General features: G+C 36.5%; 24 protein-coding genes. 5 read left to right on the top strand and 19 right to left on the bottom strand.

The features are described 5' to 3' along the window. Positions 1-15: 15 nt before the first annotated feature. From CALKRO_RS04120 to acpS, 10 genes are all read right to left on the bottom strand, one after another. Positions 16-336 (bottom strand): glycine cleavage system protein H, encoded by a 321-nt coding sequence (locus CALKRO_RS04120; RefSeq protein ID WP_013402811.1) that lies wholly within the window; start codon positions 334-336, stop codon positions 16-18. Between the two features lie 30 nt (positions 337-366). Next, entirely contained in the window at positions 367-867 is a 501-nt protein-coding gene (locus tag CALKRO_RS04115) for a TlpA family protein disulfide reductase (protein WP_013429841.1), read from the bottom strand. Positions 868-901: 34 nt separating this feature from the next. Beyond that, positions 902-1549, bottom strand: a complete 648-nt coding sequence (locus tag CALKRO_RS04110) for a cytochrome c biogenesis CcdA family protein (protein WP_013429840.1) — start codon at positions 1547-1549, stop codon at positions 902-904. A gap of 17 nt (positions 1550-1566) precedes the next feature. Next, on the bottom strand, positions 1567-2214 hold the full coding sequence (locus tag CALKRO_RS04105; protein ID WP_013429839.1) for a hypothetical protein: 648 nt from the start codon (positions 2212-2214) through the stop codon (positions 1567-1569). After that, entirely contained in the window at positions 2175-2618 is a 444-nt protein-coding gene (locus tag CALKRO_RS04100; protein WP_013290985.1) for a type II toxin-antitoxin system PemK/MazF family toxin, read from the bottom strand. Before CALKRO_RS04100 ends, CALKRO_RS04105 begins: the two co-directional genes overlap by 40 nt. Then, complete coding sequence (locus CALKRO_RS04095) at positions 2575-2889, bottom strand: hypothetical protein (protein ID WP_013429838.1); 315 nt, start codon at positions 2887-2889, stop codon at positions 2575-2577. The genes CALKRO_RS04100 and CALKRO_RS04095 overlap by 44 nt, the downstream gene beginning before the upstream one ends. Before the next feature lie 105 nt (positions 2890-2994). Further along, positions 2995-4167 (bottom strand): alanine racemase, encoded by a 1173-nt coding sequence (alr, locus tag CALKRO_RS04090; protein WP_013429837.1) that lies wholly within the window; start codon positions 4165-4167, stop codon positions 2995-2997. Beyond that, positions 4164-4685 (bottom strand): hypothetical protein, encoded by a 522-nt coding sequence (locus CALKRO_RS04085; RefSeq protein WP_013429836.1) that lies wholly within the window; start codon positions 4683-4685, stop codon positions 4164-4166. Before CALKRO_RS04085 ends, alr begins: the two co-directional genes overlap by 4 nt. 9 nt (positions 4686-4694) lie before the next feature. Next, complete coding sequence (locus CALKRO_RS04080) at positions 4695-6230, bottom strand: bifunctional ADP-dependent NAD(P)H-hydrate dehydratase/NAD(P)H-hydrate epimerase (RefSeq protein WP_013429835.1); 1536 nt, start codon at positions 6228-6230, stop codon at positions 4695-4697. A 20-nt stretch (positions 6231-6250) separates the two neighbouring features. Beyond that, entirely contained in the window at positions 6251-6616 is a 366-nt protein-coding gene (acpS, locus tag CALKRO_RS04075) for a holo-ACP synthase (RefSeq protein WP_013429834.1), read from the bottom strand. A gap of 85 nt (positions 6617-6701) precedes the next feature. On the opposite strand from acpS, the gene CALKRO_RS13665 reads away from it, so the two are divergent. After that, positions 6702-6866 carry a hypothetical protein gene (locus tag CALKRO_RS13665; protein WP_013429833.1) on the top strand — a complete coding sequence of 55 codons (165 nt, stop codon included), beginning with the start codon at positions 6702-6704 and terminating at the stop codon, positions 6864-6866. A 3-nt stretch (positions 6867-6869) separates the two neighbouring features. On the opposite strand, the gene pdxT is transcribed toward CALKRO_RS13665, so the two are convergent. Both pdxT and pdxS read right to left on the bottom strand, forming a co-directional pair. Next, the gene (pdxT, locus tag CALKRO_RS04070; RefSeq protein WP_013429832.1) at positions 6870-7436 is read right to left on the bottom strand and encodes a pyridoxal 5'-phosphate synthase glutaminase subunit PdxT; all 567 of its coding nucleotides are present in this window, start codon (positions 7434-7436) and stop codon (positions 6870-6872) included. A 3-nt stretch (positions 7437-7439) separates the two neighbouring features. Then, positions 7440-8330, bottom strand: coding sequence for a pyridoxal 5'-phosphate synthase lyase subunit PdxS (gene pdxS, locus CALKRO_RS04065; protein WP_013429831.1), 891 nt, complete (start codon positions 8328-8330; stop codon positions 7440-7442). 92 nt (positions 8331-8422) lie between these two features. Here pdxS and CALKRO_RS04060 point away from each other — a divergent pair, with 92 nt between their 5' ends. After that, on the top strand, positions 8423-9811 hold the full coding sequence (locus CALKRO_RS04060; RefSeq protein WP_013429830.1) for an aminotransferase-like domain-containing protein: 1389 nt from the start codon (positions 8423-8425) through the stop codon (positions 9809-9811). A 3-nt stretch (positions 9812-9814) separates the two neighbouring features. After that, positions 9815-10942, top strand: a complete 1128-nt coding sequence (locus CALKRO_RS04055; protein ID WP_013429829.1) for a M20 family metallopeptidase — start codon at positions 9815-9817, stop codon at positions 10940-10942. Here the strand turns inward: CALKRO_RS04055 and CALKRO_RS04050 are convergent. The 6 genes from CALKRO_RS04050 to CALKRO_RS04025 form a co-directional block, all read right to left on the bottom strand. Continuing rightward, complete coding sequence (locus CALKRO_RS04050) at positions 10928-11521, bottom strand: hypothetical protein (protein WP_013429828.1); 594 nt, start codon at positions 11519-11521, stop codon at positions 10928-10930. The genes CALKRO_RS04055 and CALKRO_RS04050 overlap by 15 nt on opposite strands. Positions 11522-11624: 103 nt before the next feature. After that, a complete protein-coding gene (locus CALKRO_RS04045) occupies positions 11625-13235 on the bottom strand; it encodes a peptide ABC transporter substrate-binding protein (protein WP_013429827.1) in 1611 nt (536 codons plus the stop codon). Positions 13236-13287: 52 nt separating this feature from the next. Beyond that, positions 13288-14253 (bottom strand): ABC transporter ATP-binding protein, encoded by a 966-nt coding sequence (locus CALKRO_RS04040; RefSeq protein WP_013429826.1) that lies wholly within the window; start codon positions 14251-14253, stop codon positions 13288-13290. Positions 14254-14285: 32 nt separating this feature from the next. Continuing rightward, positions 14286-15302, bottom strand: a complete 1017-nt coding sequence (locus CALKRO_RS04035) for an ABC transporter ATP-binding protein (RefSeq protein ID WP_013429825.1) — start codon at positions 15300-15302, stop codon at positions 14286-14288. 43 nt (positions 15303-15345) lie between these two features. After that, complete coding sequence (locus tag CALKRO_RS04030) at positions 15346-16323, bottom strand: ABC transporter permease (RefSeq protein WP_013429824.1); 978 nt, start codon at positions 16321-16323, stop codon at positions 15346-15348. 22 nt (positions 16324-16345) lie between these two features. Further along, complete coding sequence (locus tag CALKRO_RS04025) at positions 16346-17266, bottom strand: ABC transporter permease (RefSeq protein WP_013429823.1); 921 nt, start codon at positions 17264-17266, stop codon at positions 16346-16348. Between the two features lie 409 nt (positions 17267-17675). Here CALKRO_RS04025 and CALKRO_RS04020 point away from each other — a divergent pair, with 409 nt between their 5' ends. Beyond that, positions 17676-18620: an L-lactate dehydrogenase gene (locus CALKRO_RS04020; protein ID WP_013429822.1), complete on the top strand. Its 945-nt coding sequence runs from the start codon at positions 17676-17678 to the stop codon at positions 18618-18620. 122 nt (positions 18621-18742) lie between these two features. Continuing rightward, on the top strand, positions 18743-19042 hold the full coding sequence (rpsT, locus tag CALKRO_RS04015; RefSeq protein ID WP_013291003.1) for a 30S ribosomal protein S20: 300 nt from the start codon (positions 18743-18745) through the stop codon (positions 19040-19042). Between the two features lie 48 nt (positions 19043-19090). Here rpsT and holA read toward each other — a convergent pair whose 3' ends face one another. Beyond that, complete coding sequence (gene holA / locus CALKRO_RS04010; RefSeq protein ID WP_013429821.1) at positions 19091-20098, bottom strand: DNA polymerase III subunit delta; 1008 nt, start codon at positions 20096-20098, stop codon at positions 19091-19093. Between the last annotated feature and the right edge of the window lies 1 nt (position 20099).

The following is a 20099-nucleotide window of genomic DNA, read 5'->3' as shown; positions in this document are numbered from 1 at the left end:
GCTTGCATTATTATATCACACAAGTTGCTGGATGTCTATACTAATTATTTCTGTTTCTTCTGGTAATAAATTTAATAAAGTAGGATCAAAAGGAAGCTCACGGTTTACCCACCTTATATAACCACTCACTGGGGATTTCAAAGTGTACGTCTTGTAGATTGACTCAATTCTTGCAAACTCCTCTCCTTCTTGAATATACCCTGACGTCTTGAAAAACTCAAACATCACAATGTCACCAAGCTCCATCTCCAAATTTTTAGTTATACCTACCGAAGCAATCGAACCATTAACTTCAACCCACATATCCCCAAAAAGAAGCCTCTCACCATACAGCATCCTTTTTCATTCCCTTTTTTCGAAGTATTTTTACTTTCCAGCAAATTTTTTAAGCTGCTCATAAGTCATCATACCAACGTTTTTCGCTATTATCCTTCCATTTTCGTCAATCAAAAATGTTGTGGGTATTCCTTCAATCCCAAATTGTGCAGAAACCTTCCCATCCCTGTCAAGAAGTACTGGGTACGTAATTCCCATTGAACTTAAGAATTCCTCAACTGTTGCTTTATCTTCTTGAATATTAATGCCAATCAAAACAACATCTTTGTTTTCGCGATGGAATCTTTCAAAATCGGGTATCTCAGCCCTGCAGGGTGGACACCATGTTGCAAAAAAGTTGAGCACAACCTTTTTGCCCCTAAAATCTGATAATGAATACTCTTTGCCATCCACTGATACAAGCTTGAAATTAACTATACCTTCGGCAGCTGCATTCTCTTTTGAGCGCGACATAATCTGGTATACTAAAAGCCCAATCAAAATGGCGCTTATCAATATAAAGATAACACTTTTGATTCTATTATTCAACATAAAATATTCACCTCTTTTTGAATTTTTCTATTTTCTACCTGAAGAAATTTATCTTATCAAAAAACGCAAGCATGCCAAATGCAATCAAAAGCGCACCTGTAAAATACTCTATTGCCCTGCTGTACCTATTCAACATGCCAAAAAAAGCTTTTAGCCTGTCTATTAAAAAGCTTGAGATCAAAAACGGCACGGCAAAACCTATCGAATAGATAAAAAGCAGCATCGCTCCTTTTAAAAGAGTCTTTGAAATAGCCGCCATGCTCAAAATAGACGTCAAAACTGGTCCTACACAGGGTGTCCAGCTTATGCTCAAAACCATTCCTAAAATCAACGGTGAAGCATTAATATCCAAATTACCTTTACCCTGTATAGGTATAAAAATCCTTTTTAAAAAATCTGGTGACAAGTCAAGCATCACCAGACCCATCAAAACAATAACTATTGCTGCTATCTTTTTTAGCAGAAAACTGTACCCAGAAAAAACACTGCCTACCGCTGCAGCAAGCACTCCAAGTACAACAAAGACAATTGAAAATCCCAGAACAAACAAAAGGCTATTTTTTAACCTGCTACCCTTTTGAGAAAAAAGATATAGAACATACACAGGTATAAGCGGCAAAATACAGGGTGAGAAAAAAGACAAAAAACCGGCTGTCGCCGCCGCTAAAATATCTATTTTCATAATATTCTTCCCCTTTGTTATTTGATTTTGTACCCACCATTTACAATTACCCACACATCATCAAGTGCTTTGAATCCTCTACCATCGCTTCTTGCCACTAAATAAAAATGGTTAAATAAAAGTTGCTGGTTTGCTCCCACATCTTTTGCGCTTGTCAAATCAATAATTGTTGCCCCTTTGGGCACAACAGAAATAGCTTTTCCAACCCGCACCACAAACTCTGTTGATGCATCAAACAAGATGGTCTTGCTTTTTGGTACCTTAATAACCTCGTAACCTTTGGTGTATACAAAATCGCTCTTTTTTACTACTGAAGAACCTGAGACGTTTTTAAGCTTGGTATCAAGCTGCGTAGTTTGCTTCTTTAGTTTTTCAATCTCGGAAGATAAATTGGCAAGCTGGCTTTGCAACTTTGAAATATCTTGTGCTTGCCCTGAAGAAATATTTGTATCCTTTATTTTCTTATCTAATTCATTTATTTTATTGTCTATGTACGCCTTTAACTGGTCAACCTGCTTTTTTAAAAAACCGTATGTGACAAGAGCATTGCTGTCAATTGACTGTGTAGATGCAAATATAACCCCCATGCTCAGCACTCCTGCGACCAGAACAAGTATCAAAAAATTTACGCCTTTTTTAAACCTGCGCCTTCTTTCTTTTTCCAATCATATCCCTCCGCTGTCCATTCTATTAGCCCAAGGCTTATCAGAATTGCCTGGTTTACTTTTTCCATGACCTCATCAGAAAGCTTGCCAACCTTATTTTTGAGCCGCACTTTGTCAATTGTTCTGATCTGCTCAAGTAAAATGACAGAGTCACGGCTGAGACCAAACTCACCCGCACGAATCTCAACATGCGTTGGAAATTTAGCTTTGCCAATCTGTGAAGTTATCGCAGCCACAATCACAGTTGGGCTGTATTTGTTCCCTATATCATTTTGAATTACCAGAACTGGTCTTATGCCGCCCTGCTCAGAACCAACATGTGGAGCAAGGTCAGCATAAAATATGTCTCCCCTTTTGATTTCAAGTGGTGGTTGATTTTGATTTTGCTGTATCACTTTCTCCACTCTCCGCTACCCTACTTTCTTCTATTCTATAAAAATCATACCCAAAATCATCGTAAATTATATTCTCATATTTTAAAAGTCCTTCAAAGTCAAGTGCAAGCCATTCGTTTGCAATGTTTCTATTTAGCTCTGCATACTTTTTATAACAACTTTCAAGTTCTCTTTCAATCTTTTTCAGCTTTCTTTTTTCAATAGCTGTCCTCATAAAACTATCATCATAAGAATTACTTTTATACTGCAAAAGGAATTTCACAAATCGTATTTGCGGCATCTCATTTCCCCCTTGCAAAACAAAATATAAAAAACATGTAGGAATAAGCGGATGAGCTTATTATCATTATACGGTTTTTGAAAAGGATAAATCAATGTAAATTTTTCATAAGATATAGTTTAATATTTTGACAACTCGCCCATCCTTTATATAAACCCGTGGAATTCGCTTGCTAAACGAACACACAACCTCATAGTTTATAGTGCCAATCTGCTCAGCCAAATGGTCAGCCAAAATCTCATTTTTTCCTTGTTTTCCTATAATGACAACCTCATCGCCAATCTTCACATCCTCAATATCGGTCACATCTACCATGCACTGGTCCATACATATACTCCCAACAACCTTGGCAAACTCACCTTTTATGAGAACATGTCTTTGACTGCTTCCAACGCGCGTAAAACCATCTGCATAACCGATAGGTATGGTGGCAATTTTGCTTTTGCGTGTAGTTATATACCTTCTGTTGTAGCTTATTGGGAAGCCTTCCGGCACCTCCTTTACATTGATAACTCTTGCCTTGACAGACATCACAGGCTTGATACTTATGTGCTCTTTCAAGCTACTGTTTGGATAAAGCCCGTATAGGATAAGACCAAGCCTTACAACATCAAGTTGATACTGGGGGAAACGGATTGCCGCACTGCTATTTGCAATGTGCTTATATTTAAAGTATACCCCATTTTTATTGAGTTCTTTCACAAAGTTTTCAAATTTCATAAACTGCTCATGCGTAAAATCATCCGAATCTGGATCGTCTGCAGATGAAAAATGAGAGAATATTCCTTCAAGTTCGATGTTCGGCAGCTTAGCAATATTTAATATGGTGTTTACGCTCTGTTCACAGCACAAAAATCCAATTCTTCCCATTCCAGTATCAACTTTGATATGTATCTTGGCTTTTTTTCCTATCTTTTGTGCTGCCTGGCTAAGATAATATGCCTGCTCATACGTGTAAACTGTTTGGCTTATCTCGTTTTCAACAACCTGCTCAGAAAGTTCAAAAGGAGTAAAACCTAAAATTAAAATTGGAACATCAAAATTGAAATGTCTCAACTGCAATGCCTCGTCAATTATTGCCACAGCAAGCATACTAACACCATTTTTTACAAGTACTCTTGAAATTTCAACCGCTCCGTGCCCATATGCATCAGCCTTCACCACTGCCATTATATGAGTTTGGGGTAAAATCTTTTTCTTGATGTTTTCAAGATTGTACACCAAATTGTCAAGATCAATCTCTGCCCAAACTCTGTTGTAGAGCGACAATTTGTTCATCCCTTTCTATACTTTTTATATTCCGTCAAATAAATGGTTTTCATAAACCTTTTATCCTGGTATATTACTCCTATCTTTTCCAGTTCTCCGTTTATAAAGTAGAAGTGAAGGTACCTTATATCACCTTTCAGCTCCAATGTGACAATTGTTTGATTCTGCTGAACTACAATTGAGTACTTTTCGGCATTTATCAGCTTATCTATATAGTAGTCCAAAAATATGTCCTGGGCAATACTTTTTATGTTTTTGCCATCCATCAAAACATTTCCGTCCTCTTTTGTCAATTTTATTTGTCTTGTGCCTTTTACAAACTCCGCCTCAACCCTCCCATCAATTCTCTTTTCTAAAAACGAGTACTTTGAAACACCATCTTTTGAAGAGATTTCCACATAACCTTTTGCAATATAGTCGGGAAAAATTTTTAAAGCAGGACGTTGAACAGTATTTTTGCATCCGGAAAGTTCAAAAAGCAGCATAACTACTATACACAGCCAGAGTTTTTTAGACAAAAACCTCATTTTTTATATTTAACCTTCAATTAGTCTCCTAATAGCACTGTCCAACCCCTCTATAATATCTGAGGGCAAAATTGTCTGCATTGCCTTTTTTTCAAGCAAGATATCTGCCGAAAGAGAATGAAGATATACCGACAGTTTTGCCGCCTCAAAAGCAGAATACCCTTGAGCAATCATAGACAAAATAATACCCGTGAGAACATCTCCGCTTCCGCCTTTTGCCATGCCAGGATTGCCAAGAACATTTATAAAAACCTCATCTCCGTCTGTTATTATTGTTCTTGAACCTTTTAGTACGCATATAGCTCTAAATTCACTTGCAATCTTTGTGGCAGCATCAATTGGACTTTTAGCAACATCTTTTACATCAACGCCAAGAATCCTTGCAGCTTCCATATAATGTGGGGTTAAAACTTTTTGAGATTTATAGTTTGCCAAGAGTTTTTTTGCTTTTTGGCTTGATGACAGAGTATTTAGTCCATCTGCATCTATTACAATAGGTATTTGGAAATTTTCTAAAATATGAATCAATATCTTTTCAACTTCTTCATTCTTCGTAAGCCCACAGCCAAATCCCAAAACATCAAACTTGGCAAGGTATTCGTCAAATTTTACAAAACCATCAAAAGATATAACACCTTCTTTGCCATCAACAGGCAGCACTATTATCTCCGGTTTTCTTAAATTCTGAAAATAAAGCGCTTCTTGGGGTGTTATTAAGTAGCAAAGTCCACAGCCGCTTTGCAGTGCAGCATTGCTACATAAAACCGCCGCACCAGGATAATACTTTGACCCTGCAACTATTCCCACCTTGCCATAATCGCCTTTGTGAGAGTCGGGAAACCTGTAAAATTTGGATATATCTAAATCCTCGGCTGTTAGAATTTTTACCTTGATATCTTTGATAATCTTTTCAGGGATACCTATATCTTTAACAATTACCTTTCCACAATAATAGCTACCTGGGTACAAAATATTCCCTATCTTAGGGTAAACAAACGTTACTGTCTTGTTAGCCTTAACAGCACAGCCTTTAACTTGAGCTGAATCAGAGCAAATTCCACTTGGAATGTCAACCGAATATACACAAGCACTGCTACCATTTATATACTCAATTGCCTTTTTATAAAGCCCATCAATGTCTTTTGAAAGACCTATTCCAAAGATTGCGTCAACTATTATGTCAAATCTCTGGGTTTTGAGAGATAATAATAGTTCTTCTGACAAAATGCTAACATCGACTTCCAGCCTTTTCAATATATCAAGGAAAACTTTGGATGTCAAAGTCACATTCTCATCGAATAAGAATACCTTTACATTTGGACAAACCTGGGCAAGATACCTTGCAACAACAAATCCATCACCGCCATTGTTGCCTTTTCCGCAAAAAACTGCAATGTTTTTGTCATCAAGAGTTTCAAAATCCTTTCTTATCTCTTCAAAAACACAAAAACCAGCATTCTCCATCAACACAACTTCAGGTATCCCTATTTCTTGCGAAGCTTTCCTGTCAATTTCCCTCATCTGGGATGAGGTCAAAACAAACATTTATCATCCCTTCTTTTTTTTTATTTTTCAGCAATGGCAACTGCAACTGCAACCGATTTTTGGTGAGATATACTCACCACAATATTTTTAATTCCAAGATCAAAACAAAGAGCCTCTGCCCTGTTATAAAGCTTCACCATTGGACAACCAGTTTTTCCTTTTTGTATTTCTATGTCTTTAAAGCAAAAAACAACTCCTGTTGAAAGTGCTTTGGCAACTGCTTCTTTTGCAGCAAAATACCCTGCTATTGTCTCAGGATTATATCTTTTCTGTTTTATATATTCAAGCTCACAGGAAGTAAACACCCTTTTTAAAAATTCATCAAATCTCTTCATATCTTTGAATCTGTCCACTTCAACAACATCAATACCAATATTAAATATCATAAACTATTTTCCCCTTCTAAGTTAAATATTGCATAATTTTTGCTTGAAAAACAGCAAAAAATATAAATGAAAGGAGGGACTAAACATGAGTTTTATAAGCTGCTGGTATCCCTGCAAATATCAAAAAGAAGGATACTGCTTAAAAACTCACGTTTGTCCACCATCAAAATACTGTACTGATTTTTGTCTGTTTTTTGAACCAATAGAAAGTGTTAAAAGAAAAAAAGAGAAAGAAAAAGAAAACCTTTAGAAATTATTTTACCACATTCTCCACAAAGAAAGAATGCCAATAATTTTGAGATGTGAGCTCCGGATGAAATGTTGTAGCCAAGATATTTTTTTGCAAAACTGCAATTGGAGTTTCAAGCTCTGCTAAGACCTCAACATCTTTTGATACTTCAACAATCTTGGGAGCTCTTATAAAAACGCACTCTGTAACTATGTTAAACTTTGGCACAAAAACTTCTTTTTTGAAACTATCAAGCTGACTTCCATAGGCATTTCTTTCTATCAATATGTCAAGTGTGGGAAGAACTCCACTTCCTTGATTTTTGATATTTTTAGCAAGCAAAATTGCTCCTGCACATGTTCCCCAAACTGGCATACCTTCATATATTAAGTTTAAAATCTGATCTTTTAAGCCTGTTTCAATCAAAAATTTTCCAATTGTAGTACTTTCTCCTCCAGGCAAAATTAAACCATCAAGGTTTTTTAAGTCCTCTTTTTTCTTGACAAGCTGAGGCTTTGCCCCAAGCTCTTCTATCTTTTTCACATGTTCTATAACTCCGCCTTGAAAAGCTAATACTCCTATTGTCTTCAATTTTTAATTCCCCCTGAGACTCAAAAGTTCATGCTCAGAAAGACTTCTCAAATCTATACCTTCCATCTCTTCGCCAAGGTCGTATGATATTTCTGCCAAGATTTTTGGGTCATTGTAATATGTTGTTGCCATCACAATTGCCCTTGCTCTTTTCTCTGGATTTTTGGACTTGAAAATACCAGAGCCGACAAATACGCCATCTGCACCAAGCTGCATCATCAAAGCTGCATCGGCTGGTGTTGCAATTCCTCCTGCTGCAAAGTTGACAACAGGAAGACGTTTGAGCTCGGCTGTTTTTTTCAAAAGTTCATAGGACACTCCAAGTTCCTTTGCATATGCATAAAGCTCATCTCTATTTAGCGATGCAGCATAGCTAATTTGTTTATTTATTCTGCGAAGGTGTCTTACCGCCTCAACTACATTTCCTGTCCCAGCCTCACCTTTTGTTCTTATCATAGAAGCTCCCTCTTGAATTCTCCTCAGAGCTTCGCCTAAATCCCTTGCACCGCACACGAACGCAGCTTTGAACTTCCACTTGTCAATGTGATGCTCCTCATCAGCAGGAGTTAAAACTTCACTTTCGTCAATATAATCTATACCAAGTGCTTCTAAAATCTGTGCCTCAACAAAGTGTCCAATTCTTACCTTTGCCATAACAGGTATTGAAACAGCACTTTTAATTTCCAATATTATTTTCGGGTCAGCCATTCTTGCTACTTTGCCTTCTTTGCGCAGATCTGCCGGAACTTTTTGAAGAGCCATAACAGCAACAGCACCTGCTTTTTCAGCAATCTCAGCCTCTTTTGGAGATGTCACATCCATGATGACACCGCCTTTTAGCATCTGCGCAAGGTTTTTGTTGAGCTCATATCTCTCATTTACAACCTCGCTCATAATTTAGCACCTCCGTATCGATATAATTTGTTGAAGTCTTTTGTCCACTTTATTATAATTAAAATAAACTGTGTGTAAAGACGGGATGAATGATGAGTGTATCGATACAGATTGACAAGAATTTAAAAAAGCCTCTTTACCTTCAGCTTTATGAAGATATAAAGCAAAAGATTTTGTCAGGTGAGATTAGTTATATGCAGAGGCTTCCGTCTGTGAGAAATCTTTGCAAGATGTTAAATGTGAATCTTTCAACTGTTACAAAGGCGCTGAGCAAGCTTGAAAATGAAGGCTATATCAAAGCAACCCCTGGAAGTGGTTATTACGTTGTATACAGTGAGTATCAAGATAAAATCATTTTTGAGGAAGAAAACCTTGTAGATGCTCAAGGTTATATCAATTTGGCTTCATCAAAGCTTCCATATAACCTATATCCTATCGAATGGTTCAAAGATTCTTTAAACTGCGCAATTGAAGAGTATTCACCGCAGATTTTCGATTATATTGAACATTTTAAAAATCCTCTAAAGGAGTACTTGGTAGAGACATATCTTAAAAAGCTTGGGATTGTTACAAGCCCTCAAGAGCTCACAGTTGTATCAGGTGCTCAGCAGGGAATTGAGATTACAACAAAAAGTTTTTTAAAGCCCGGCGATACAATATTTTTGGAAAACCCATCGTACCTTGGTGCATACCATATATTTAGCAATATGCACCTGAACATCGTTAGTATTGACATTGACCAGATGCTAAATGTAGAAGATTACATTAAAAAGTTTTCACCAAAGGCCATATACATTATTCCTTTTTCGCAAAATCCAACCGGGGTTTCATACAGCAAAGAGTACAAGGAGTATCTGTGTGAGATTTCACAAAAATATGATTTTTATATCATTGAAGATGATTTTTTAAGCGATATAGGGGTGGATGAAGGAATTTTACCAATCAAAGCATATGACAAATACGACAGGGTATTTTACATAAAGAGCTTTTCAACCGTTACAATGCCCGCACTGAGAATTGGATTTGTTGTGGCACCAAGGCATCTTTCCGAAGAGGTTGCATACTACAAGTCAATGGCAGATATCTCAACATCGCTTTTGATACAGGTATCTTTTTATTATTTTTTGAAAAACTTCTTTGACAAGCACATAGAAAACTTGAAAGCATACATAAACCAAAGACAAAAGCTATTTTTAAGATTGGCAAAAGACCTGCAAATAGACGACAGGCTGTTTACTCAAGATGTTCAGGGAATATTTGTTTCTTTCTACCTTCCACCAACGATATCATCTGCTACTATTTATAACAAACTCAAAACACAAAGGGTTTTAGTGCAGCCCCATACATGTTTTTATCACAAACCTGCCTCTACAAACTTTTTCAGAATAAGTTTTTTAGATTGTAAAGAAGATGAGCTTCAAATAGCCATGCAGAAAATTCAAAAGGTTTTGAATTCAGCTTACCAAAAAGAGGAGGTATGAAAAGTGGAGTTTTGTGCTGAAAAACTTAAAGATACTATCAGAAAAAATATGGAGCTTTTCATTAGCATCAGAAGAGATTTAAATAGACTCGCCGAACTTTCGTACGAAGAGTATAAGACACAAAAATATATCACAGAAAGACTTTCAGAGTGGGGCATTGAAAACTTTCCAATAGCAAAAACAGGCGTTATTGGAATTATAAATAGGTCTGAAGAATGTATTGGAATAAGAAGCGACATGGACGCTATTTTGGTGGAAGGTCAACCAAGACACTGCTGTGGTCACGACTTTCATATGGCAGTGGTACTGGGGACAACAAAGGTTCTTGTTGACATGGGCTTTGAAAGATGTGTCAAGTTTATATTTCAGCCTGCTGAGGAAGGTCCAGGAGGTGCAAAAAGAGTAATTGAAGAGGGAGGACTTGAAAATCCGAAAGTCACAAAACTTTTAGGACTTCACGTATGGCCAGGCATTGATGTTGGAACAATTGAGATTTCAAGTGGAGCTATCATGGCAAGCGTGGATGATTTTGAGATTGAGTTTATTGGAAAAGGCGGTCATGCTGCAATGCCAGAAGTAACTAAAAATCCAATTTATCCTGCTGTTGATTTTATTCAAAGCAGCAACAACTTCTTCAGTGCATTTTCTAACAAACTATCTCCTTTTCACATTTCGTTTTCTTCAATAAACAGTGGAGAAACATTTAACGTCATCTCAGAAACATGTAAAATAAAAGGAACTGTAAGAACATTTGATAGCAATATGCAGGATTTTATCTGCAAAAACATAAAAAACCTTGCAAAATCTTCTGCACAAAAATATAATTGTCAGGTAAATATCAATTATCAATTCCAATATCCACCTTTAATAAATAACCAGCAAATTACAGAAGAATTCATTGATGTAGCAAAAAAACTTCTTGGTCCTGAAAATGTAAAAAAAGCAATCCCAAGCTTTACAGCGGAAGACTTTGCATTTTACTGTCAAAAAGTTCCTTCGGTTTATTTCAGGCTCGGTATAAAAGAAAAAAGCAAAGGAGAAAATCCTTTGCACTCACCATACTTTGATGCATCAGAAAACAGTATCTTCTACGGTATATTTCTTTTGGCAGGGTATTTACTTGCTATTTAAAAGAGCTAACATGACTTTTTGTGCACGTGAGAATTTGTTGCTTCTTACATAGACAGCTATATATTTATTCTCTGTCTCAAAACCATATTTTTTGAGCAATAAAACTTGGTCTGCTTTGATACCATACAAATCTTTTGTTGATCTATCCTTCTCTTTAACATAGCATGTATCATCCACAAATTTATCCAGTTTATTTTTGCTCACAAAAGACTTTAAGGAGTAAAACGCTCCATTTTGGGCATAGTTTGTAAATAGTTTTTTGTCAAGAATATAAATATCACCCTCACCTGCAGCAAGCATAACCATAAGTTTTTGCATAAACGCAAACTCCTGCTCGGATTTAGGAGTGTTTCCTGTGTAAAGTATCTGATCAATGTAAACTTGATCACCAGATTTTTTCTCAAGCTCTGAAATCAGCTTTTGAGCGTTTTCATCACCAATGAAATTTCCAACAAGTACAATTCTAACTTTTTTATTTATGTCATCTTGACTGCTTGAACACCCTGTCACAATAAGCATCAAAAAACTTGCAAGAGTAAGTATCAGTAAAGCTTTTTTGAGTTCTAAAGCAGTTCTCATTGCTCATCTCACCTGCCCAAAAAAGTGTATTTTTTCAAAACAAAAAGGGAAGAGCAAAAAATTCTTCATTTGCCCTTCCCTTATTATTTTACTTCGCTTTAGTTTACTTTTCAATCTTAGCATACATGAAGTAGTTAAATCCAAGCGGAGAAATGTAATAGTTCTTTACATAGTCTCTGAGTACATGACCTTTTACATAGAAGTAAATTGGAATAATTGCATAGTCTTGCATCAAAATCTTCTCTGCCTGCATCATATACTGCATTCTCTGCTTTCTATCTGAGGTCTTCTTTGCTTTTATTACAAGCTCATCATATTTTGGATTGCTCCAGTTAGTGTTGTTGTTATCGCTGTATGATGTGAACAAGTCCAAGAATGTCATTGGATCAACATAGTCGCCAAGCCAGCCGTCTCTTGCAACCATGTAGTCTTTCTTGTGTCTTCTTTCTAACAGAACTTTCCAGTCCATGTTAGAAAGTTTTACCTTTATCCCAAGTTGCTGCCACATATTTTGAATAGCTTCAGCGATCTTCTTATGTCCTTCGCTTGTATTATAGATAATCTCTATTTCTGGGAAGCCTTTTCCGTTTGGATATCCAGCTTCTGCTAAAAGTTTCTTTGCTTTTGCTAAATCAGCTTTTACTGGTAAAAAGTGTCCTGATTCGTCTCTAAAACCTTTAGAAATACCTTTTATACCATATGGCACAAAGCCTGTGGCTGGCTTTTGTCCAAGCTTACCAATATTTTCTACGATGTATGTTCTGTCAATTGCAAGCGAAAGAGCTTGTCTTACTCTCTTGTCATTAAATGGTTTTACCTTACAGTTTACATCATAGTAATATGTGCCAAGGAGTGGCCATATCTTCATTTTCTTTTCTCTAATTAATCTTGGAATCTCGTCAGTTGGCACAGACTCTGCACCGTCAACCTGACCAGCTTCATATGCCATAAGGTTTGCTTTATCGTCCTCCGAAAGCTTGTATACAATCTTTTCAAGTGTTATAGATTTTGCATCCCAGTAATTTGGATTCTTCTTAAACTCAATATATGATTTGTGTACCCATTTTGTCATAATAAATGGACCATTACCAATATACGTCTTTGGATCTGTTGCCCATTTGTCACCATACTTTTCAACTATATCTTTTCTTACTGGGAAGTATGTTGGAAAGTTTGTTAGATCTAAGAAGTATGGCGTAGGTGCTTCCAAAGTAACCTGTAAAGTTGTAGCATTCAAAGCTTTTACCCCAACATCAGACGCTTTTGCTTTACCTTCATTAAATTTCTGACCATTTTTGATATAGAAAAGCTGGTATGCATATTCAGATGCTGTTTTTGGGTCCAAAGCTCTTTTCCATGCATACTCAAAATCGTATGCTGTAACAGGTTTTCCATCTGACCACTTTGCATTCTTTCTTATATAAAATGTATAAGTAAGTCCGTCCTTTGAAACTGTCCATTTTTCAGCCATGCCAGGAACAGTTTCGCCCTTTACATTTACTCTTGTCAAACCTTCAAAAACGTTGATTATAATATTTGCAGCATCAGCGGCAGTATTGAGTGCTGGGTCAAGGTATCTTGGTTCAGCACCATTGATGTAAGTGAAAACCTGTTTTGATGAAGCAGCTTCTGCACCTCTGTAATTTGAGCTCAGAAATAACCCTGTCACAAGGAACACAACCAAAATAAAGGCAGCAATAATACGTTTCTTCATACACACTCTCCTCCTCAAATAAAATTTTTTATATATCTTTACGCAGCCTGCCTTATTTTCTGTCCATCAAATGGCAGGCTACGTAATGACCAGAACCTACATCCTTAAGTACTGGTTCTTCCTCTTTGCACCTGTCAAACGCATACCTGCATCTTGTTCTAAACCTGCAACCACTTGGAGGATTTAGAGGGCTTGGAACATCACCCTCCAATATAATCCTTGTTCTTTCCCTTGAAATTTTCGGGTCAGGTATTGGTATTGCAGAAAGCAGTGCTTGTGTATACGGATGCAAAGGATTACTGTATAGTTCATTACTTTCTGCAAGTTCTACAAGTTTTCCTAAATACATTACTCCTACTCTGCTGCTTATATGTTTTACCATCGACAAATCATGTGCAATAAACAAATATGTCAAACCAAGTTGCTGTTGTAAATCCTCTAACATGTTTACAATCTGTGCTTGAATAGACACGTCAAGTGCCGAAATAGGCTCATCGCATATAATAAATTCAGGTTCAACAGCTAAAGCCCTTGCAATTCCAATTCGCTGTCTCTGTCCTCCAGAAAACTCGTGCGGATATCTGCTTGCGTGTTCACTACTGAGTCCTACAAGTCTTAAGAGTTCTTGAACCCTTTCCTTTTTTTCATTCCCCTTAGCAATATTGTGTATTTCAAGCGGCTCGCCTATAATATCACCAACTGTCATTCTTGGATTTAGTGAGGCATACGGGTCCTGGAAAATCATCTGCATGGATTTTCTATAAGGAAGCATGTCCTTTTTTGTTATATCTTCTCCTTTGAATATAATCTGCCCGCTTGTTGGCTCATAAAGCCTTATGATGGTTCTTCCTGTTGTAGACTTACCGCAGCCGCTTTCACCAACGAGTCCCAGTGTCTCACCCTTTTTTATAAAGAAGCTTACATCATCCACCGCTTTTATATACGCTTTTTTCCCCAATCCCATCTTTACTGGAAAATATTTTTTTAGATTTTTTACTTCAATCAAAACCTCATTCAACTTTTCCACCTACCTCTAAAATTGCAACTTGCTTATTCATTTGCAGCTTTTGCCTTTTCCAGCAAGCTCTGCGGAGCATACTGGTGATTAAGCCAGCACCTTGACATATGGCCATCCTCAACTTCGAAAAGTGGTGGTCTTACTTCCAAACACACTCTCATTGCATATTCACATCTTGGCGCAAACGGACATCCTTTCGGCGGCTTTAATAAATCTGGTGGCTGTCCTTCTATTGGCACAAGCCTTTTTTTAAGCCCTAAATGCATCTTGGGAACAGACCTCAAAAGCCCCCATGTATACGGATGCTTTGGGTTGTAAAATATATCATCAACAGTTCCTTCCTCTACAATAATTCCACCATACATTACAATTACCTTTTGACATATGTCTGCCACAACACCAAGGTCATGAGTAATAAGTATAATTGACATCTTAAGCTGCTGTTGAAGTTTTTTTAAAAGGTCTAATATCTGGGCCTGGATTGTAACGTCAAGCGCAGTTGTTGGCTCATCTGCAATCAAAAGTTTTGGGTTGCACGAAAGAGCCATTGCTATCATAACTCTCTGGCGCATACCACCAGAAAACTCGTGAGGGTACTGCGAAAGTCTTCGCTCAGGACTCGGAATACCAACTAATTTTAACATCTCAACCGCTCTTTTTTTAGCCTGAGCTGTTGAAACTTTGTTGTGTATCTTTATTGCTTCTATTAGCTGATTTCCAATTGTAAAAACAGGATTCAATGAGGTCATCGGGTCCTGAAATATCATACTGATTTTGTTTCCTCTTATGTCCCTCATCTCTTTTTCAGAAAGCTTCAGTATATCCTTACCTTCAAATATAATCTGACCGTCAACTATTTTTCCAGGCGGTGCAATAAGTCTCATGATGGACATTGAGGTAACACTTTTACCGCTTCCAGATTCACCTACAATACCTACAGTCTGCCCCTCATATACATCAAACGAAACATCGTTTACTGCCTTTATTTCTCCAACATGTGTAAAAAATGATGTTTTTAGGTTCTTTACTTCTAACAATTTTTCAGCCAATTCTTTTCACCTCAAATTCTGGAAAATTATGTTTGAAAAAAAGTTACTTTCTCATTCGTGGGTCAAGTGCATCTCTGAGCCCATCCCCAAATAAGTTGAATGCAAGTATAATCAAACACAACAAAAGCGATGGGAAAAATAACCTATATGGATACGATATAAAGCCATTCACACCGTCTGATGCTAAAGAACCAAGCGATGGAACAGGTGCGTCAACACCAAGACCAATAAAGCTCAAGAAAGACTCAGTAAAAATAGCACTTGGAATCTGCAGTGTAGCAGTGACTATAATTGACCCCATGCTGTTTGGAATCAGGTGCCTGAGCAAAATCCTCCAACCACTTGCACCAATTGTCTTTGCGGCTGTAACATACTCTTGCTGTTTTAGGCTGAGTATCTCGCCACGCACAATCCTCGCCATCGAAATCCAGTAAGTAAGTCCCAATGCAATGTATATACAAACAAGTGGTGCACCCACTGTCTGAAGTCCGCTCAAAAATGAATACTTATCAAAAAGATCTTCCAAAGCAGGCTTTAACGATACTGAAAGAAGAATTACGTAAATCATCAAAGGTATACTGTACAGGATATCAACTATTCTCATCATTATGTTGTCCACTTTGCCACCTATATAACCTGAGATTCCTCCATATAAAACACCAATTACAATATTTATAATTGTGGCAACAATCCCTATGGAAAGAGAGATTCTCATACCATACAAGCATCTTACAAACAAATCTCTGCCAAGCTCATCGGTTCCAAATAAATGAGTAAGCGATGGCGGCAAGGCTTCATGCCCTCTAATTTGCTGATCATATCTATATGGCATAACAATCGGACCAATAATAGCAAGCAATACAAAAAATACTATTGCCCACATTGATGCCATTGCTACTTTATTAGCCTTAAGTCTTCTCCATGCATCCTGCCAGTAGCTCATGCTTGGCCTGACAATAGTCTCCTGCTGTCTTTCTTCTTTTGTAACCGGAACAAAAAGCTCTTTTGATATATTCTCCATTATCTTCTTTTCCCCCTTAAAATCAGTCCTCAAGTTTTATACGCGGGTCTATAAATACGTAGATAATGTCAACAATTAGGTTCATAAATATCAAAAATGCTGCATAAAATATTGTGGTTCCCATCACAAGCGAATAGTCCCTGTTAGATATACTATCAACATAGAACCTCCCCATTCCTGGGATTGAGAAAATCTTTTCAACAACAAAACTACCAGTGAGTATTCCTGCAATTAAAGGACCTAAGTATGTTACAACAGGAATCAAAGAGTTTTTCAGAGCATGTTTGTATATGACTATGAAATCTGAAAGTCCTTTCGCTCGTGCAGTCCTTATATAGTCCTGTGATAAACTTTCAAGCATACTGCTTCGAATAAGCCTTGCAATAAAGGATATTGGATATGCTGCCAGAGTCACAACAGGTAGAATATAGCTTCTTGGCTCATCTAACCCCATAATAGGAACAAGCTGAAGCTTTACGCCAAAGATATACATCAAAATCACAGCAAGCACAAATCCAGGTATTGTAATGAAAATTGTAGCTATCACCATCGACAAATTGTCTTGCCACTTTCCTTGATGCACAGCTGACCAAATACCAAGAGGTATCCCTATCAACAGGCTTAAGATTATCGCTAAAATACCTACCTTTGCAGAAACAGGAAATGTCTCTGCGATAATTTCATTGACAGTTCTGCCCTGATTTCTCATTGAGATTCCCAAATCGCCGTGCAAAAGGCTATTTAAATACTTAACATACTGGACTGCAAGTGGTTTGTTGAGTCCATATTTTTCGTTCAGGTTTTGCAAAATCTGCTCAGGCAAAGTCTTTTCACCTGTGAACGGACCACCTGGTATCATTCTCATAAGGAAAAATGTTACTGTAATTATTACGAATAACGATACAATAGACCACAATATCCTTTTGATTATGTATCTTGCCACGTAATATCTCTCCTTTAGTAATTAGTTTATAAAGCATCCTCTGCACATTTATGCAATTGTTTGAATATTTATAAAATTATTTATTTCAAAATTCACGTTGATAATTATAGCACTATATGCTTGTATAATCAATACATTTATGTGCGTTTAATTTTCTGAAAATATCAATTTTTTGTCAATCGTTTGAATTGTATGCATGTATTTGTTTATACTTATTAAAGTTTTTCTTAAATTTCTGGCTGGTGCATTGCTTAAAATGAAGGTTAATATCTTAAAGTCTTCATTTTAGTACATTTGGTTCATTAATATTTATACTCTTAAACGGCATAAAAATTTTTGCTTGTTTTGAACTATCCTTTTGAGGGTAAAATTATGATAGAAAACAAATTGACTTGGGAGGAAAAACTTTATGAGAAAACCGGGTAAAATTGTTATAATTGGAACTGGCTTTGTAGGCGCATCAACTGCTTTTGCTCTTGTAGATGCCGGGCTTGCAACAGAACTTGTTTTAATTGACGTAAACCGTGCAAAAGCCGAAGGTGAAGCAATGGATTTAAATCATGGAATATCATTTGTAAAACCCGTCAAGATATGGGCAGGCGATTATGAGGATTGCAAAGATGCTGATATAATAATAATTACTGCTGGTGCCAACCAAAAGCCTGGTGAAACAAGGCTTGATTTGACTTATAAAAATGCACAAATTACAAAGTCGATAGTTGAAAATATTATCAAATATACGCAGGATGCAATACTTTTAATGGTCACTAACCCTGTTGATGTTCTCACGTATGTAATGTATAAAGTTTCAGGTCTGCCAAAAAATCAAATTATAGGCTCTGGAACAGTCTTAGACTCATCGCGATTCAGATACCTTTTGGCACAGCACTGCCAGGTTGATGTGAGAAATGTTCATGCATATATATTGGGTGAACATGGAGACAGTGAAATTGCTGCCTGGTCTCTTACAAACATAGGCGGCGTGAATTTTATGCAGGAGTGTCTATTGTGCGGGAAAAATTGCTCACCTGAAGTAAAAGAGCAAATATTTAATAAAGTAAAAAACGCTGCATATGAAATAATTGAAAGAAAAGGAGCAACATATTACGCCATTGCATTGGCTGTTAGAAGAATTGTTGAAGCTATAATCAGAGATGAAAATTCTATACTACCTGTATCATCAATAGTTGATGACGTATATGGTGTAAAAGACGTTGCAATTTCCCTTCCTGCAATTGTCAACAAAAGTGGAGTTGTAAAAGTATTTGATATTCCTCTGACAGATGAGGAAAAAGAAAAGCTCAAAAACTCTGCTCAGGTAATAAAAAGTGTGATAGAGTCTTTAAGACTATAATAGGGCAAGGTAAAATCCTTGCCTTTTGCTTTATTTTCTTTGCTACTTTGAGCTGTTGCAATTTTGTTTTTGTCGTGATAAAATAGCAATTAGTCTTAAATTTTGAGTGGAGGTGAAAAGTTTTGGCAAACACAAAGTCTGCTAAAAAGAAGATAAAGGTTATAAGACGTAGAACTATTGAAAATAAGATTCAAAAATTTAAAATGAAAAAGGCTATAAAAGAGGTCAAAAAAGCACTGCTTAGCGGTGACATCGAAAAGGCAAAAGAACTTTACTCAAAAGCTGCAAAGCTCATTGACCAAACAGCTGCAAAAGGCGTAATTCATAAGAACAATGCTTCAAGAAAGAAATCAAGACTTATGAAACTAATCAACAAGTACGCTGCTCTGTCTTCACCACAGCCAGAATCAAAAGCTCAATAATAAAAAAGGGCTGTCCAGTCACTTTCAAATGGATAGCCTTTTTATATTTTATTTTACAATTTGATACAAAAGCATTTCAAGCGCTGTCTCATCATCAATTTGCCCTCTTTTTATCATGTACTCGCATTCTATGGTCTTTTGAATTATAGTTTTTATTTTATCAAGGGTAAAGGTTTCTGCTTGTTTTTTGTACTTGTCAACAAAGAACTCTAGAATGCCAAGCTGCTTTGCAATCTGTTTTTTGTTTGTCTCCTGCATCTCTTTTAACATCCCAAGTATCTTAAAATGTCGCAAAATCAAAGCCAAAATCTTGCTGACACTTGTCCTGAGCTGATACAGCTCTCTTAAATACTTATACCCACTTTCTAAATCTTTTGTCGCAAAAGCATCAAGCATCTGGAATATATGGTCTTGTGGGTTGTCTGTCAAGGTCTTTAATATATCATCATGAGTAACCTTGCTTCTTTTGCCAAGATATGAAATGAGAACTTGTAAATAGTTATAAATAAGCATCATATCTTTGTTGTAATGAAGAATAATCTCCTGGGCCATATTATCTGAGATTGTTTTTCCTTCTTTAGACATTACATTTTGAACCCACTTTACTAAATCTGGCATAGAAGGCTGCACAAACTCCGCAGAAAATGCTATTTGTTTGAGGCCGGAAAATAACTTGTTTTCTTTTGTTTCGTATTCTTTAAAGATTATATAAGTACTGTCACTTTTAAAATTCTTGAGATTATCTATGATAGAAGAAAGATTTAAGCTGGAGTTTGTAGATGCATACTTGAAAAAGTTTTTAAAGATTAGCACTCTTGGCTCTAAATCAAAAGATATTGAAAACATTTCGTTTATTATATCGTTATAATTTGCAGTTTCGCCGTCAAATCTTACTATGTTGTTCAAATTCCCACCAACTATGGCATGGCTAAAACGCTTGGTATATTCATCAATCAAAAATATTTCTTGTCCATAAAAAAGGTAAATCTTCTTAAAATCTTTTTTCAATAGTTGCGAATTTAATTCTTTTATAATCTCTTTTGTTTTCTCAGCCATT

The organism is Caldicellulosiruptor kronotskyensis 2002, assembly GCF_000166775.1.
Taxonomy (GTDB): Bacteria; Bacillota; Thermoanaerobacteria; order Caldicellulosiruptorales; family Caldicellulosiruptoraceae; genus Caldicellulosiruptor; species Caldicellulosiruptor kronotskyensis.
Note: the sequence above shows the minus strand (reverse complement) of the source record. Positions and strands in the feature narration are given on the sequence as shown.